Origin of the sequence: Glacieibacterium sp., assembly GCF_965200405.1 — a bacterium.
In the GTDB taxonomy this organism is placed as follows: Bacteria; Pseudomonadota; Alphaproteobacteria; order Sphingomonadales; family Sphingomonadaceae; genus Glacieibacterium.
The window spans coordinates 1721235-1736537 of record NZ_OZ241356.1 but is presented as its reverse complement, the minus strand read 5'-3'; the positions used below and the strand labels follow the sequence as shown (position 1 = coordinate 1736537).

15 protein-coding genes are annotated in these 15303 nt (G+C 67.1%); 4 read left to right on the top strand and 11 right to left on the bottom strand.

Annotated elements, in window-relative coordinates:
- Positions 1 to 99: 99 nt before the first annotated feature.
- Both ACOFKW_RS08040 and ACOFKW_RS08035 read right to left on the bottom strand, forming a co-directional pair.
- Positions 100 to 1425 carry a glutamate--tRNA ligase gene (locus ACOFKW_RS08040; RefSeq protein ID WP_419816795.1) on the bottom strand — a complete coding sequence of 442 codons (1326 nt, stop codon included), beginning with the start codon at positions 1423 to 1425 and terminating at the stop codon, positions 100 to 102.
- 107 nt (positions 1426 to 1532) lie between these two features.
- Entirely contained in the window at positions 1533 to 3188 is a 1656-nt protein-coding gene (locus ACOFKW_RS08035; RefSeq protein ID WP_419816794.1) for an NAD+ synthase, read from the bottom strand.
- 121 nt (positions 3189 to 3309) lie between these two features.
- Here ACOFKW_RS08035 and plsY point away from each other — a divergent pair, with 121 nt between their 5' ends.
- Complete coding sequence (gene plsY, locus ACOFKW_RS08030; RefSeq protein WP_419816793.1) at positions 3310 to 3933, top strand: glycerol-3-phosphate 1-O-acyltransferase PlsY; 624 nt, start codon at positions 3310 to 3312, stop codon at positions 3931 to 3933.
- Positions 3930 to 5015 carry a DNA-processing protein DprA gene (gene dprA / locus ACOFKW_RS08025; protein ID WP_419816792.1) on the top strand — a complete coding sequence of 362 codons (1086 nt, stop codon included), beginning with the start codon at positions 3930 to 3932 and terminating at the stop codon, positions 5013 to 5015. Before plsY ends, dprA begins: the two co-directional genes overlap by 4 nt.
- Positions 5016 to 5234: 219 nt before the next feature.
- Here the strand turns inward: dprA and rpmA are convergent, their stop codons facing one another.
- The 4 genes from rpmA to dnaK form a co-directional block, all read right to left on the bottom strand.
- On the bottom strand, positions 5235 to 5504 hold the full coding sequence (rpmA, locus tag ACOFKW_RS08020) for a 50S ribosomal protein L27 (protein ID WP_419816791.1): 270 nt from the start codon (positions 5502 to 5504) through the stop codon (positions 5235 to 5237).
- A 16-nt stretch (positions 5505 to 5520) separates the two neighbouring features.
- Positions 5521 to 5808, bottom strand: a complete 288-nt coding sequence (rplU, locus tag ACOFKW_RS08015; protein ID WP_419816790.1) for a 50S ribosomal protein L21 — start codon at positions 5806 to 5808, stop codon at positions 5521 to 5523.
- Positions 5809 to 5932: 124 nt separating this feature from the next.
- The gene (gene dnaJ / locus ACOFKW_RS08010; RefSeq protein WP_419816789.1) at positions 5933 to 7057 is read right to left on the bottom strand and encodes a molecular chaperone DnaJ; all 1125 of its coding nucleotides are present in this window, start codon (positions 7055 to 7057) and stop codon (positions 5933 to 5935) included.
- A gap of 77 nt (positions 7058 to 7134) precedes the next feature.
- Complete coding sequence (gene dnaK / locus ACOFKW_RS08005) at positions 7135 to 9030, bottom strand: molecular chaperone DnaK (protein ID WP_419816788.1); 1896 nt, start codon at positions 9028 to 9030, stop codon at positions 7135 to 7137.
- A gap of 197 nt (positions 9031 to 9227) precedes the next feature.
- Between dnaK and ACOFKW_RS08000 the strand changes: the two genes are divergently transcribed.
- Positions 9228 to 9740, top strand: coding sequence for a copper chaperone PCu(A)C (locus ACOFKW_RS08000; RefSeq protein ID WP_419816787.1), 513 nt, complete (start codon positions 9228 to 9230; stop codon positions 9738 to 9740).
- On the top strand, positions 9730 to 10275 hold the full coding sequence (locus ACOFKW_RS07995; protein WP_419816786.1) for a vgr related protein: 546 nt from the start codon (positions 9730 to 9732) through the stop codon (positions 10273 to 10275). Before ACOFKW_RS08000 ends, ACOFKW_RS07995 begins: the two co-directional genes overlap by 11 nt.
- On the opposite strand, the gene ACOFKW_RS07990 is transcribed toward ACOFKW_RS07995, so the two are convergent.
- The 5 genes from ACOFKW_RS07990 to ACOFKW_RS07970 all read right to left on the bottom strand — a co-directional run bounded on the left by ACOFKW_RS07990 (position 10199) and on the right by ACOFKW_RS07970 (position 15301).
- Positions 10199 to 12802, bottom strand: coding sequence for an HWE histidine kinase domain-containing protein (locus ACOFKW_RS07990; RefSeq protein ID WP_419816785.1), 2604 nt, complete (start codon positions 12800 to 12802; stop codon positions 10199 to 10201). The genes ACOFKW_RS07995 and ACOFKW_RS07990 overlap by 77 nt on opposite strands.
- Positions 12799 to 13347 carry a biliverdin-producing heme oxygenase gene (locus tag ACOFKW_RS07985; RefSeq protein WP_419816784.1) on the bottom strand — a complete coding sequence of 183 codons (549 nt, stop codon included), beginning with the start codon at positions 13345 to 13347 and terminating at the stop codon, positions 12799 to 12801. The genes ACOFKW_RS07990 and ACOFKW_RS07985 overlap by 4 nt, the downstream gene beginning before the upstream one ends.
- A 166-nt stretch (positions 13348 to 13513) precedes the next feature.
- On the bottom strand, positions 13514 to 14038 hold the full coding sequence (locus tag ACOFKW_RS07980) for a nucleotide exchange factor GrpE (protein WP_419816783.1): 525 nt from the start codon (positions 14036 to 14038) through the stop codon (positions 13514 to 13516).
- Positions 14039 to 15064 carry a heat-inducible transcriptional repressor HrcA gene (gene hrcA / locus ACOFKW_RS07975; RefSeq protein WP_419816905.1) on the bottom strand — a complete coding sequence of 342 codons (1026 nt, stop codon included), beginning with the start codon at positions 15062 to 15064 and terminating at the stop codon, positions 14039 to 14041.
- A 45-nt stretch (positions 15065 to 15109) separates the two neighbouring features.
- On the bottom strand, positions 15110 to 15301 hold the full coding sequence (locus ACOFKW_RS07970; RefSeq protein ID WP_419816782.1) for a hypothetical protein: 192 nt from the start codon (positions 15299 to 15301) through the stop codon (positions 15110 to 15112).
- Positions 15302 to 15303 lie beyond the last annotated feature (2 nt).

Below are 15303 nucleotides of genomic sequence, written 5' to 3'. Positions count from 1 at the left end.
CGTAAAAGGGTGCTCGACACGAGGCCGACGGCCGGTTTTTGCGCGGTCGCAGACGACGCTGGCCACAGGTTGTCACGGATCGACAACGATGACCAGTGGTCAGGCGTCAGCCAGCCTAGCCAGCGCGGCTTCACGACCGATCAGGGGCAGCAGCACCGCCATCTCCGGCCCATGGTCGCGGCCGGTAAGCGCCTGGCGCAGCGGCTGGAACAGGCCGCGGCCCTTGCGCCCGCTGGCCACCTTCAGCGCTGCGGTCCAGGCCGGCCAGATTTCCGCGGTCCATTGCAGGCCGGCAAGTGTCTCGGCGGCGGCGTGGACATAGTCGCGGTCCTCCGGGGCGACAGTTGGGGTAACCTCGCCCGAGATTACCGCCCACCAATCGGCGGCGTCGGCGACGGTGGTCAGGTTGCCGCGCACCGCCAGCCACGCCGCTTCGGTCATCCCGGCGGGCAGGCGGTCCTTTACGGCGTCATGATCGAGCAGGTGGATGGTTCGGGCATTTAGCTGTGCCAGTTCGGCAGGGTCGAAGCGCGCCGTCGCCCGGCTGAACGCGCCGAAGTCGAACCCTTCGACCAAAGGCGCCAGGCTGGTCACCGGCTCGACGGCGTGGCTGGTGCCGAGCCGCGCCAGCAGCCCGGTGATCGCCTGGGGCTCGATGCCTGTCGCGCGCCATTCGGCGACGCCCTCCGAACCCAGCCGCTTCGACAAAGCAGCATCCGCGCCGGTCAGCAACGCCAGATGTGCGAACTGCGGCACGGCTGCGTCCAGCGCCTCGAACATCTGGATCTGGACGCCGGAGTTGGTGACATGGTCTTCGCCGCGCGCCACCAGCGTGACGCCCATGTCGATGTCGTCGACCACCGACGGCAGCATGTACAACCAGCTCCCGTCGGCACGGCGTACGACGGGGTCGCTGAGCGACTCGGGATCGACATGGGCATCGCCGCGCACCAGGTCATGCCACGCGACAGGACCGCCAGTGTCGAGGCGGAAGCGCCAGTGAGGGGAGACACCCTCCGCGGCGAAGCGCGCGTGGTCGGCGTCGGTGAGTTGCAAAGCGGCGCGGTCGTACACCGGCGGCAGGCCACGCGACGCCTGGACCTTGCGCTTGAGGTCGAGTTCAGGTGCGGTCTCATAGGCGCGATACACGCGCCCGGCGGCGGCAAGCCGGGCCAGCGCCGCCTCGTAAAGCGCGAAGCGGTCGGACTGGCGGAACTCCGCATCCGGAACCAGACCGAGCCAGGCAAGGTCGTCGCGGATGCTCTGCGCGCTGGCCTCGGTCGAGCGAACGAGGTCGGTATCGTCGAGGCGCAGCAGGAAACGGCCCCCGGCGGCACGAGCGGCGAGCCAGTTGACCAGCGCGGTGCGAACGTTGCCAGCATGGAGAGCGCCGGTCGGGCTGGGAGCGAAGCGGGTAACGGTCATCCTGCGCGTCTTAGGCGCGGATAGCGTTGCGGCAAAGCCACGCCGTCGGACAGTGCGAGTGCCGGCGCGGCTCGCACGCCGGCCTGGGCAAATCCGGGCGTTACGCCTTACGCCGTCCGGAACGCGTTGGTGATCGGATAGCGCCGGTCGCGACCGAAGTTGCGCCGCCCGATCTTCACCCCCGGGGGTGCCTGCCGCCGCTTGTATTCCGCGACGTACAGCAGCCGCTCGACCTTCGCGACGATCGCGGCGTCATAGCCTCGCGCTACCAGGTCGCTCGCCGACAGCTCATCTTCGACCAACCCGAGCAGAACGGCGTCGAGGAGGTCGTATGGCGGCAGGCTGTCGTCGTCGCGCTGGTTCTCGCGCAGTTCGGCGGTCGGCGGCTTGTCGATCACGCGCTGCGGCATCACCGGCCCGCGTGGCCCCAGCCCGAGCCGCGGAAAGTTGGCGTTGCGCCACATCGACAGCTTGAACACGGTCGTCTTGTAAACGTCTTTCAGCACCGAATAGCCGCCGGCCATGTCGCCGTAGATCGTCGCATAACCCACCGACATCTCGCTCTTGTTGCCGGTCGTCAGCAGCATCGGCCCGAACTTGTTCGACAGCGCCATCAGGCTGAGCCCGCGGATGCGCGACTGGATATTCTCTTCCGCCAGGTCGCGCGCCCGCCCCTCGAACAGTGGCGCCAGCATCGTGTCGAAGGCCTGCATCGCCGGCAGGATCGGCATGGTGTCGAGCCTGCAGCCGAGCATCTGCGCGCACAGCGCCGCGTCCTCCAGGCTGTCGTCGACGGTGAAGCGCGACGGCATCATCACCCCCCAGACCCGATCCGGCCCCAGCGCATCGACCGCCACCGCCGCGCTGAGCGCCGAGTCGATGCCCCCCGACAGCCCGAGAACGACACCGGGAAAGCGGTTGCGGTTTACATAGTCGCGCAGGCCGACGACCATCGCGTGGTAGATATCCGCCGGATCGGTATCGAGTTCGGCGATGCGGCCGGGCGCGCAGGCCCAGGCGCCGGTCGCATGGCGGCTCCACTGCGTCGTCACCACCGCCTCGTCCCAATCGGGCAGCTGCCAGGCGAGGCTGCGGTCGGCGTTGACCACGAAGCTGGCGCCGTCGAAGACCAATTCGTCCTGCCCGCCGACGCGGTTGAGGTACAGCAGCGGCAAGCCGGTCTCGCCGATCCGCCCGACCACCAGGCTCAGCCTTTTGTCGTCCTTGCCGATCTCGTAGGGGCTGCCGTTGGGCACCACCAGCAGCTCGGCACCGGTTTCCGCCAGGCATTCGGTGACGTCGGGCGTCCAGATATCCTCGCAGATCGGCACGCCGAGACGGACCCCGCGAAAGCTCATCGGCCCCGGAAGCGGCCCGGCATCGAACACGCGCTTCTCGTCGAATGTACCGTAGTTGGGCAGGTCGTGCTTGCGCGTGATGCCGGTGATCTTGCCACCCTCCAGCAGCGCCGCGACGTTGAAAAGCTGACCGTTCTCGGCATAGGGCAACCCGACCAACAACGCCGGGCCACCGTCCGCCGTCGCCGCCGCCAGCCGGTCGAGCTCGGCGCGACAGGCCTCGACCAGCGCGGGCTTCAGCACCAGATCCTCGGGCGGATAGCCGACGATCGACAGCTCCGGCGTCACCAGCAGATCGGCATCGGGAACCTGCGCGCGTGCCGCCAGCATCGCGTCGCCATTGGCCCGCAGGTCGCCGACGCTGGCGTTGAGCTGGGCGAGCGCGATGGCGAGGTGCTGCGTCATGCTCGCGGTCTAGAAGCCGGGAGCAGAGGCCGCAACCTTGCACGGCTTGCGCCGATCCGAACGCAACTGTCGACCTCGCGCCTCTTCCCATCGCTCGCCCGCGCCGCTACCGTTCCGAACGATGCTCCACGCTCCCGGATTATGGATCGCTGTCGGGTATCTGCTCGGCTCGATCCCGTTCGGGCTGCTGCTCAGCGCGATGAACGGCACGGATATCCGCACCATCGGCTCGGGCAATATCGGCGCGACCAACGTGCTGCGGAGCGGTAACAAGGGCTTGGCGGCGGCGACGCTGATCCTCGATGCCGGCAAGGGATTTCTCGCGGTGTGGCTGGCGCAGCGCTTCGGCGGCCAGGACTGGCTGCCGACGGCGGCGGGTCTCGCGGCATTCCTCGGGCATCTGTTCCCGGTCTGGCTGGGCTTTCGCGGCGGCAAGGGCGTGGCGACGATCCTCGGCGTGACTCTCGGCCTCGCGTGGCCGCTGGGGGTCGCGGCGCTGCTGGTGTGGCTGATCGCGGCGCTGGTGACGCGCTACTCCTCGGTCGGCGGCATGCTCGCAGCCCTGGTCGCGCCGCTCTATGTCACCTGGCTGGTCGCGACGAACCCGGTGCTGACGATGTTCCAGGCAACGATGCCCGTCCTGATCATGCTTTGGATGGCCGCGTTTCTGCTGATTTGGAAGCACCGCGAGAATATCGAACGGCTACGTGCCGGCACCGAGAGCCGCATCGGCCAGAAGAGTTGATTCCCGACGCCGTCGCGCGCCTTCGCCTGATCCGCAGCGAGAACGTCGGCCCGGTCACTTATCGCCAGCTGATCTCACGCTTCGTCACGGCACAGGCGGCACTTGATGCCCTGCCCGACCTGGCACGGCGCAGCGGCGGCAAGACGTTGAGGATCGGTACGGCCAGCGACGCGGAGCGCGAACTGGCGGCACTGGCGGCGTTCGGTGCGACGCCGCTGTTCATCGGGACGCCTGAATATCCGCTACTGCTGGCGCGCACCGAGACTGCGCCGCCGATACTATCGCTCAAGGGTGATCCAACGCTGCTGGAGCGACCTGCGGTGGCGATGGTCGGAGCGCGTAATGCCAGTGCCGCGGCGGTGCGGTTTGCGCGGACATTGGCGGCTGAACTGGCCGAGCATGATCTCGTCGTCGTCTCGGGACTCGCGCGCGGCATCGACGCGGCGGCGCACACCGGCGCGCTCGCCGGTGGCACGGTTGCGGTGATCGCGGGAGGGATCGACGTCTGCTACCCGCCCGAGACGGCCGAACTGCAGCAGCGGATCGGCATCGAAGGACTTGTGGTGGCCGAGATGCCGATCGGCACGACCCCGCAGGCGCGTCATTTCCCGCGGCGCAACCGCATCATCGCCGGGCTGTGCGCCGGGACGGTCGTCGTCGAGGGAGCGATGCGTTCCGGCTCGTTGATCACGGCACGGCTGGCGGCCGAATCGGGGCGCGAGGTCATGGCGATCCCGGGCTCGCCACTCGACCCGCGGGCGCAGGGCTGCAACCAGTTGATCCGCGAGGGTGCCACGCTGGTCCAGTCGGCGGCGGACATCATCGAGGCGATCTCGGGCTTCGGTGGGGGGAGTTTTCGCTCGCTGGCGGCGCCGATGTTCGATTTCGCGCCCGTCGCGGTCGAAGCGGGCGAGGATGAACGCCGGGCGGTCGAGGAGTTGCTGTCACCGACACCCGTCGCGGTGGACGAGCTAGTCAGGCAGAGCGGGCTGGCATCGGCGGTGGTGGCGGCGGTGCTGCTGGATCTGGAGCTGGGCGGCGCGGTGGCGCGCCATGCGGGTGGGCGAGTCGCGTCGATCTAGCGACGTCTGCGAAGTTCACGCCGGCACACAAAACGGGCCGTCATCCCGGCGAAGGCCGGGACCCATTCAGCGAGCCGTACGATATGTGCGCCCGATTGCCAGCAGCTTGCCTAATGGGTCCCGGCATGCGCCGGGATGACGAACGAAGAAGCGACCGCTCCAAAACGAAAAAGGGGACCCGAACGGATCCCCTATTCGCGCTCGAAAGGCTCGAAAGCCCTATTCGGCAGCGACCTGCACGGCATCGACGCTGACGTACTTGCGGCCGAGCTTGCCGTCGTGGAACACGACGACACCGTCACCGAGTGCGTACAGCGTGTGATCGACACCGAGGCCAACGTTACGGCCCGGATAGACGCGGGTGCCGCGCTGGCGGACGATGATGCCGCCGCCGCGAACCGTCTGGCCGCCGAACAGCTTGACGCCGAGACGACGCCCTGCCGAGTCGCGACCGTTGCGGGATGAACCGCCTGCTTTCTTATGTGCCATCTACTCTGTCCCGGACTTAAGCGACGCTGACGATCTTGAGCACCGTCAGCGACTGACGGTGACCGTTCTTGCGGCGGTAATTGTGGCGGCGCTTCTTCTTGAAGATGATGACCTTGTCGCCGCGGGTCTGGGCGATGATCGTCGCGGTGACCGCGCCGCCCATGGTGACGGCATCGCCCTCACCCGACATCAGCGTGTCGAGGGTGACGGTCGCACCGGCCTCGCCATCGAGCTTCTCGACGAGGAGCGTATCATTTGCGGCGACGCGATATTGCTTGCCGCCCGTGCGCACTACCGCGAACATGGTCTGGTTGCCTTGATGTCAAACATGGTCGCGCAAGGTCACCGAGGTGGCCCGCGCGGGAGCCGGGTTGTTAGGGAATGCCGGGGGGCATGTCAACGAAAACGAGTCAGGCCCCTGCCCCGGCCTAGTCGATCAGTTCGCTCCACACGTCCTTGAGCTTGGCGAAGAAGCCCGACGAAGCCGGGTTGTTCTTGCCGCCCTGCTCCTCCTCGATCGCCTGGAACTCCTCGAGCAGCTCGCGCTGGCGCTTGGTCAGCTTGACTGGAGTCTCGACGTCGAGCTGGACCACCAGGTCGCCGAAGCCGCCGCCGTTGAGGGCGGGCATGCCGCGGCCGCGGACGCGGAACTGCTTGCCGGTCTGGGTGCCGTGCGGGACCTTGATGGCGGCCACCGACTTGTCGAGCACCGGCACTTCGATCTCGCCGCCCAGTGCCATCGTCGTCACCGACACCGGGGCTGCAGCGAACAAGGTGGTGCCGTCGCGCTTGAAGACGGCGTGCGGCTTCATGTGGACGAAGATGTACAGGTCGCCGGGTCCGCCGCCGCGCTGGCCTGCCTCGCCTTCGCCGGCCATGCGGATGCGGGTGCCGTCGTCGACACCGGCCGGAACCTTGACCGACAGCGACTTCTGGCGCTCGACGCGGCCCTGGCCGTGGCAGGTGTCGCACGGATCGGTGATGACGCGCCCGGCGCCCTGGCAGGTGGGACAGGTGCGCTCGACCATGAACAGGCCCTGGCGCATGCCGACCTTGCCCTGTCCGTGGCAGGTGGTGCACGCCTTGGCCGAGGTGCCGGGCTTGGCGCCCGAACCGTGGCATGGCTCGCAGGTCACCGCGACCTCGATCTCGAGCTTGGCTTCCTTGCCGTTGAAGGCTTCCTCCAGCGTCATCTCGAGGTCGTAGCGCAAATCCTGGCCACGCCCGGTCGGCTGGCGGCCGCGCCCGGTGAACTGTTCGAAGATGTCCGAGAAAATATCGCCGAAGCCGCCGAAACCCTGCGCCCCGGCACCGCCGCCGCCCTGCTGGAAGGCGGCCTTGCCATAGCGGTCATAGGCAGCGCGCTTCTGCGGGTCCTTGAGGCAGTCATAAGCCTCGCTGATCGACTTGAAGCGCAGCTCGGCCGCGGCGTCGCCCGGGTTCTTGTCGGGATGCCATTGCATCGCCAGCCGCCGGTACGAAGCCTTCAGCTTGCCGTCGTCGGCCGTCCGCTCGCATTCGAGCAGTTCGTAATAATCGATATCGGTGCTCATACGCCGCCCCTGCACTCATCCCCGCCAAGGGAGAGGCGAAACCCCTCCCCCGCTAAAGGGGAGGGGCATTACCGCTTTTACTTCTTGTCGTCTTCGACTTCCGAGAATTCGGCGTCGACGACGTTGTCGTCCTTGGGCGCCTCGGCCTCGGGCGATGCCGCCTTGGCCTGGTCGGCGGCATAGACCGCCTCACCCAGCTTCATCGCGACCGTGCCCAGTGCCGTCGTCTTGGCGGTGATCTGGTCGGCGTCACCGCTGTCCAGCACGCCCTTCAGGTCGGCGATGGCGGCCTCGATCTCGGCCTTCACCTCGGGGCTGACCTTGTCGCCGTGCTCGGCGACCTGGCGCTCCGTGGAGTGCGCCAGGCTGTCGGCCTGGTTGCGCGCCTCGGCGACGGCCCGACGCTTCTTGTCCTCCTCGGCAAAGCGCTCGGCGTCCTTGACCATGCCCTCGATGTCGTCCTTGGACAGGCCGCCCGACGGCTGGATGCGGATCTGCTGCTCCTTGCCGGTGCCCTTGTCCTTGGCGTTGACAGCGACGAGACCGTTGGCGTCGATGTCGAAGGTCACTTCGATCTGCGGCATGCCGCGCGGCGACGGCGGAATGCCGACGAGGTCGAACTGGCCGAGCAGCTTGTTGTCGGCCGCCATTTCGCGCTCACCCTGGAAGACCCGGATGGTCACGGCCGACTGGTTGTCGTCGGCGGTCGAGTAAGTCTGCGACTTCTTGGTCGGGATCGTCGTGTTGCGATCGATCATGCGGGTGAACACGCCGCCCAGCGTCTCGATGCCCAGCGACAGCGGCGTCACGTCGAGCAGCAGCACGTCCTTGACGTCACCCTGCAGCACGCCGCCCTGGATCGCCGCGCCCATGGCGACGACTTCGTCCGGGTTGACCGAGGTGTTGGGCTCCTTGCCGAACAGTTCCTTCACGAACTGGCGGACGCGGGGCATGCGGGTCATGCCGCCGACGAGGATGACTTCGTCGATCTCCGACGTCTTGACGCCGGCTTCGCTGATCGCATCGAGGCACGGCTTGCGAGTGCGCTCGATCAGGTCGAGGACCAGCTTCTCCAGGTCGGTGCGGGTGACCGTCTTGACGAGGTGCTTCGGGCCGGTCGCATCGGCGGTGATGAAGGGCAGGTTGACCTCGGTCGACGCGGACGACGACAGCTCGATCTTGGCCTTTTCCGCAGCTTCCTTGAGGCGCTGCAGGGCAAGCTTGTCCTTCTTCAGGTCGATACCCTCGGCCTTGCGGAAATCCTCGGCCAGGAACTCGACGACCTTGGCGTCGAAGTCCTCACCACCCAGGAAGGTGTCGCCGGAGGTCGACTTGACCTCGAACACGCCGTCACCGAGCTCCAGCACCGACACGTCGAAGGTGCCGCCGCCGAGGTCGTACACGGCGATCGTCTTGGCGCCGACCTTGTCGAGACCATAGGCCAGAGCAGCAGCGGTCGGCTCGTTGATGATGCGCAGGACTTCGAGGCCGGCGATCTTGCCGGCGTCCTTGGTCGCCTGGCGCTGGGCGTCGTTGAAGTATGCGGGAACGGTGATGACCGCCTGCGTGACGTTCTCACCGAGATAGGCCTCGGCGGTTTCCTTCATTTTCTGCAGGATGAAGGCGGAAATCTGCGACGGCGAATAATCCTCGCCACCAGCGCCGACCCATGCGTCGCCGTTGCTGCCCTTGACGATCTTGTACGGAACCAGGGACATGTCCTTCTGGGTCAGCGGATCGTTGAAACTACGGCCGATCAGGCGCTTGACGGCGAAAATCGTGTTCTCGGGGTTGGTCACCGCCTGGCGCTTTGCCGGCTGGCCGACCAGACGCTCCTTGTCCTTGGTGAAGGCGACCTGCGACGGCGTGGTGCGCGCACCTTCGGCATTCTCGACGACCTTGGGCGCACTACCCTCCATGACAGCAACGCAGCTGTTGGTGGTGCCCAGGTCGATTCCGATAACTTTGGCCATCTCTATCCTCTCAGACGATGTGTTCAGGTCCCGGTACGCGCCCTTCGTGCAAGCAGCGCCGCCTCGACCAACGGGGCGGATATAGGGAGGCTCAAAATCAGCTACAAGCATGTGATGACGCAGGTCGCCAAGTCGGATGGACCGCTGCCCGACCCCTGTCGTAAAGCGCCACTGCTGATTATCGGGAGGGAGAGTCGGTGAACTCGGCTATTGAGCGGATTCTGGGCTGGGGCGCGTGTGCGGTTTCGCTGGCGCTGCTGGTCGTGGCGCTTTTGCTGGGGACCACCGCGACGGCAGCCACGGGCGGCGCGACAGGACCGAGCGTCAGGCAGGCGACAGTGCGGCTCGCGGCGGTGCCCGGGCGCCCGTCCGCTGGCTACTTCACTTTGAACGGCGGGACGGCAGGCGACACGCTGACCAGCGTCGTTTCCCCGCTGGCGGAGCGCATCGAGATGCACAGCAGCAGCATGGCGGGTGGTGTCATGCGAATGGACAAGCTGCCCGCGGTGAAGTCGATGCCGGGCGAGACTGTCCGCTTCGCGCCGGGCGGCAACCATCTGATGATCTTCGGCGTCGCCGCGACGGTGAAGCCGGGCGCGACCCTGCCCCTGACGTTCCGCTTCGCCAGCGGCGCGGTGGTCAAGGTCGATGCGACGTCGGTCGCGGCGGGTGCGACGATGCCGATGGCCATGTCGCACGGTGGGCACTGATCGCGACCCGGCGATTGTTCGCGAGCTGACCGACGGCGAGCGCGCCATCGCCGCATCGGTCTTCGGCGACGCGCTCGACTGCGACAAGGTCCTGCTGCGGCGGGCCAAATGGTTCATGTTCCAGCCGGCCTGGGTGACGATGGCGCCCGACGGCGATATCTGGTTCCACCCCAATGGCGGCGTCTGGTGCGGCGACTTCGCGGCGCGCGGGCTAGGGTTTCGGACCCATCTCGTCCACGAACTGACCCATGTCTGGCAGCGCCAGCAGGGCATCAACCTGATCCTCAGCCGCCGCCCGTTCGCGCCTTACCGCTACCTGCCCCTGATCCCCGGCAAGCCGTTCACAGCCTATGGGATCGAGCAGCAAGCCAGCATCGTCGAGGATTCCTACTGGCTGCGTGAAGGCGGCGACATCATCGGCGCGCCCCCGTTGGCGGACTATGAAGCACTGTTGCCGTTCAAGCCGGCTCCGGCAGGCGTCGTGCCAGAGAACGCAGGGCACGAACGATCGCCGTGGCCGTATAGGGCTTCTTGACGATCGGCGTGTTGCTGTAGCCGAGCGGAATGACGAGATCCTCGCCATAACCCGTTGCGAAGATCGTCGGCACGCCCATCTTGCGAAGCCGCCCGGCGATGGGAAAACTGGTTTCGGCGCCCAGATTGACATCGAGTACGGCGAAAGTCGGTTTTTCGAAGTCGAGAATTGCCATCGCGTCCTCGGTGCTGGCGGCGATGTCGACCCGCGTCGCACCCAGCGCGAGCAGCATCTCCTCCGCGTCGAGTGCGATCACCATACTGTCCTCGACCAGCAGGACCGTACCGCTCAAGCTCAATGCCGTCTCGATCGGGCTGGATTCGGTCGCGTCAGCCTCCCGGTCGGACCTGGCAGCTTCGGCCGGGCTGACCAGGCCGGCGGGAATGGTGAACTGTGCGACCAGCCCAGCCGTTCGGTGGTCGACGCTGGCGAGCCCGCCGAGTTCATGCGGGACGGAGCGCTCGATGATCGTCGTACCGAAGCCGCGCCGCTTGGGTGGCGTCACCAGCGGCCCCCCGGACTCGCGCCAGTCGATGACCAGGGCGCCCGCATTGTCGAGCCTCCAGTCGATGGCGACGCGCCCGGTAACGACGCTCAAGGCGCCGTATTTGGCGGAGTTGGTGATCAGCTCGTGGACCACGAGCGCCAGTGTCGTGAAAGCGCGCGGCGACAGCTTGACCGCTGGGCCGGAGGCGCCGACGCAATGCGGACGCGCGCTGAGATATGCCTCGGCCTCGACGCCGATCAGCACGTCGAGCAGGGCCGAGCCCCAGTCGTCGGTGGTCAATTGGTCATGCGCTCGAGCCAACGCCTGAACGCGCCCGCCCAGCACGGCAGCGAACGTCTCGACGTCCTCGACGCTGGCGCGACTTTGCGACACCAGCCCGCTGACGATGCCCAGGATGTTGCGGACGCGGTGATTCAGCTCGGCAATCAGTAGTTCCTGGCGTTCCGCAGCTTCGCGGCGGTCGCGCGCGGCGACATCGGTGAGGCGTAAGACGACCTCGAGCAGGGTGATGCGCAGGGCCTCTGCAGCGCGAAGCTCCGCTTCGGTCCAGGGTGCGCATTGGCCGCGCACGGTTTCGCGCCACGCGGCAAAGCTCTGGCGCGGCGTCAGTGTCGCGCTGCCCGCCAGGACTTCGACAGGCTTGTCCGGGTTACCCGCCCATTTGATGGTGCGCTTGACCTCCCGGCGGAAGAACATGACGTAATCGCGGGGGATGCGCGACACCGGGATGACCAGCACGCCGGCCGCCAGTTCGGCATAACGCCGCGCCGACGCCTCGACCTTCCCGAGTTCGGTGCAGGCGAATATCTCGCTCGCCGCACCACGATTGAGGATTTCGACCAGGCCGGCCAGCTCCCGCTCTGTCGGCGTCGAGCCCATCAGGGTCGCCGCGCCGTCGACCCAGACCGCGATGCCGTCGCACGGCACCAGTTCCGCCATCTTGTCGGCCAGCCTGACCAAATTGCCCGAGGTCGATTCCTCGCTCGCCATCGCCGCCATCAGCTGGTTGTGGAGCAGCCGGGTGCGGGCCTCGTAGCCGGTCTCCTCGTCGCGCTCGCGGCTTTCCAGCAACAGCGAGAACATCTGCACGAACAGGTCGGCAGTGGTCCGTCGCTCGAAGCCGATATGGCGCGGCAGCGTGTGATGGCAGGCGATCAGCCCCCACAGCCTGCCCCGCCGCATGATCGAGATCGACATGGAGGCGCGGACGCCCATGTTGCGAAGATACTGCAGATGGATCGGCGACACGGCGCGCAGCACGCTCATCGACAGGTCGAGCGGCTCACCCAGTGCATCGAGTTGCGGTCGGATCGGCACCGCCACCGCGTCGACGTCGGCGATCAGGCGAAGCAGGTTGCGCTCGTACAGGGCGCGCGCCTGCTTGGGGATGTCGGACGCCGGATAGCGCAGGCCCATGAACGATTCGAGGCGCCCGCGCAGGCTTTCGGCAATGACCTCGCCGCAACCGTCTGCGTCGAAGCGGTAGACCATCACCCGGTCGAAGCCGGTCAGCGCGCGGACCTGGCGCGCCGCCTCACGGGTGAAGTCGGCAAAACCTTGGGCGCCTCGAATGCGCGCCACCATCGAGCGCACGAGCGTGCCGACATCGGCCTCGTTGCGTCCCTCGCTCGGCTCGCATTCGAGCACGAAGGTCGAGCCCGCCATGTAGATCGCCAGGTCGAATGGCGGGCGGTCATCCTGCAGCCGGATGGCGAAGGCGCGCTCCATCGCATCGGGACCCTGCAGCGTCGACAGGCGGTTGCGGATGGTGTGAACCGCTTCCGCACTGAACACCGCGTCCAGCGCCGTGCCGGGCAACGGACCGTCGGGTACGTCGAGGAAGACGTCGACATTCTCCGACGCCCGCGAGATCAGCCAGTCGCTGGCAAAGGCGATCAGGAAGCCCGCCGGTTGAATGCTGCCGGCAAGATGGATCGGCTCGCGGTCGCAATTGGTCAGGTCGACGGCAAAAGGCAGCGTATCGTTCGGTTTCGAATTACCCGGATCGCCCGCCGTCATGCGTCGGCGAACATGGCGAACGTTCGACGTGCGCCGGCGACGACGCCCTCGAAATCGCCGTTGACCGCATCCGCGGCATCGAAGGCAGCGACGAACGACGGCCACAAACGCAGGCCCGTGCCATGCCGAAGATAGGCCGTGGCAAGCCGGCAGGTCGCGTCCGGGCCCGCCTCGACCCGCTGCGCCAAGATCGCTCCGCCAAGGCGCGAGCCTTCCAACACGTACATCATGCCCCACAACTCAGCGGGCGAGATTGCCCCCTGCGTGTCGACGACAGTCACAGGTACTTGGCCCAGTAATGACATGTCTTGTGCCAGTGCGTCGGTACGACGACGTACTGGCCAGTCGCTAAGTATTTCAAGGGCTCCGGCAGCTTCGATCATCAGCTCGCAACCGGGAAGCACCGACCAGTGGGAGGTCAGGAAACGACGATAATCTTGCGGGTTCTTAAGGTCGTAGCGCGAAAACCAGCGGTCGACCTGGTCATGCGCGTCACGGGTCGCAAGCCGGATGCGGTGCCTGGGAGTCAATCCTGCCGTTGGCATCTCGCCATCATCCTCGACGCGACTTGTCTTGTCGGAATTTATGACGGCCGCCCCACGTCCGGCAAGCTAGCCGCTGGCATGACCAGGCGCAACGCAATCCCGGGACGGCAGCCCGGGAGACGGGCAGCGGTTCAGGAACCCTGCTGCCCATCCTTACCCAACCGAGCTATTTCGCGCGCGCCACGCTGACCAGGGCTGGACGGAGCAGCCGGTCCTTGATCGTGTAGCCGGCCTGGAGTTCCGAGACGATCGCGCCCGCTTCGTGCGCCTCGCTGTCGACCTCGATCATCGCCTGGTGCTTGTTGGGATCGAGCTTCTGCCCGTCGGTCTCGACCCGCACGATGCCGTGCCGCGCCAGCACGGTGCCGAGTTCGCGCTCGGTCGCCTCGATGCCGGTACGCACCGCTTCGAAGCCGGGGGCCTCGGCGGGCAGCGCGGCAACGGCGCGACGCAGATTATCGGCGACGCCGAGCAGGTCGCGGGCGAAGCCGGTCATCGCATAGGCGGCGCTGTCGACCTTGTCGCGCTCCAGCCGGCGACGGGTGTTCTCCATCTCGGCGGCGCCGCGCAGCAAGCGGTCCTTGAGATCGGCGATCTCGGTATCGCGCGCCAGCAGTTCGTCGGCGAGGCTCGGAGCGCCGCTTTCGACCTCGCTGGTGCCTTCGGGAACGTCCAGATTATCGTCTGTCATTTAAATCAGCCTGCTCAATGTCTGTGCGGTGTAATCAACCATCGGAACGATACGCGCGTAATTCAAGCGGGTCGGGCCGATCACGCCGACGACGCCGACGACCCGCCCGTCGCTGCCGCGATAAGGCGCCGCGATAACGCTGGAGCCCGACAAAGAGAACAGCTTGTTCTCCGAGCCGATGAAAATCTTGCAGGCGACCGCCGTGCGCGCCAGGTCGAGGACGCGCGCCAGTTCCTCCTTGCCCTCGATATCGCCGAGGAGCAGCCGGGCTCGCTCCAGATCGGCCTCGCCGCCCGCGACCAGGTGGGCGCTGCCGCGGACGATCAGCACCGGCCGTGCGCCATCCGACGACCAGGCTGCGATCCCCGCCTCGACCAGCCCGCGCGTCGCCACGTCCAGCGCTGCCCGGTGCGCGTCGATCTCGGTGCGCAGGCGCTCGGCGGCACCCGCCAGCGTCAGGCCCGCCAGCCGCGCGTTGACATAGTTCGCCGCCTCGATCAGCGCGATCGGTGGCAGTTCCGGCGGCAGGTCGATGACCCGGTTCTCGACCGAGCCGTCGGCGCCGACCAGTATCGCCAGCGCCTTGACCGGCGACAGCGGCACGAAGCTGACCTGGCGCAGCAACAGCTCCGCTTTGGGGACCAGCACCATCCCGGCACACGCCGACAGGCCGGACAGTGCCGCCATCGTCCGACCGAGGATGTCCTCCATCGGCGCCCCACCCGCCGCGCTCGTGTCGATCGCGGCGCGCTCGTCGGCCGACGGCGCCGTCATCTGCATCATGCCGTCGACGAACAGCCTGAGCCCCAACTCCGTCGGCAACCGCCCGGCGGAAGTGTGCGGCGCGGCCAGCAGCCCGACCTCCTCCAGATCCTGCATGACGTTGCGGATCGACGCCGGCGACAGGCCGATCGCACCCAGCTTCGACAGGGTGCGCGAGCCGACAGGGGTGCCGCTGCTGAGGTATGACTCGACGATCTGGCGAAAGACTTCGCGCGCCCGGTCGTTGAGGTCTGGAAGCGTCAGCGGTTGCACGGGGGCTATGTAGGGGTTCTTGCGCCGCTGCGTAAGTTACCGCCGCCGGCGCGCCAGCACCAAGGCTACCACACCGAGCACCGCCAGCACCCCGCCGCGCATCGCCCACGGCCGCTGGTCGATCATGAAGCTCGACTTCGGCCAGTCGACCAGCCCAAGGCCCTGCCCGATCCACAGCAGCCCCATCATGATCGCCGCCACGCCGACGATCATCAGTGCCGTCTTCATGC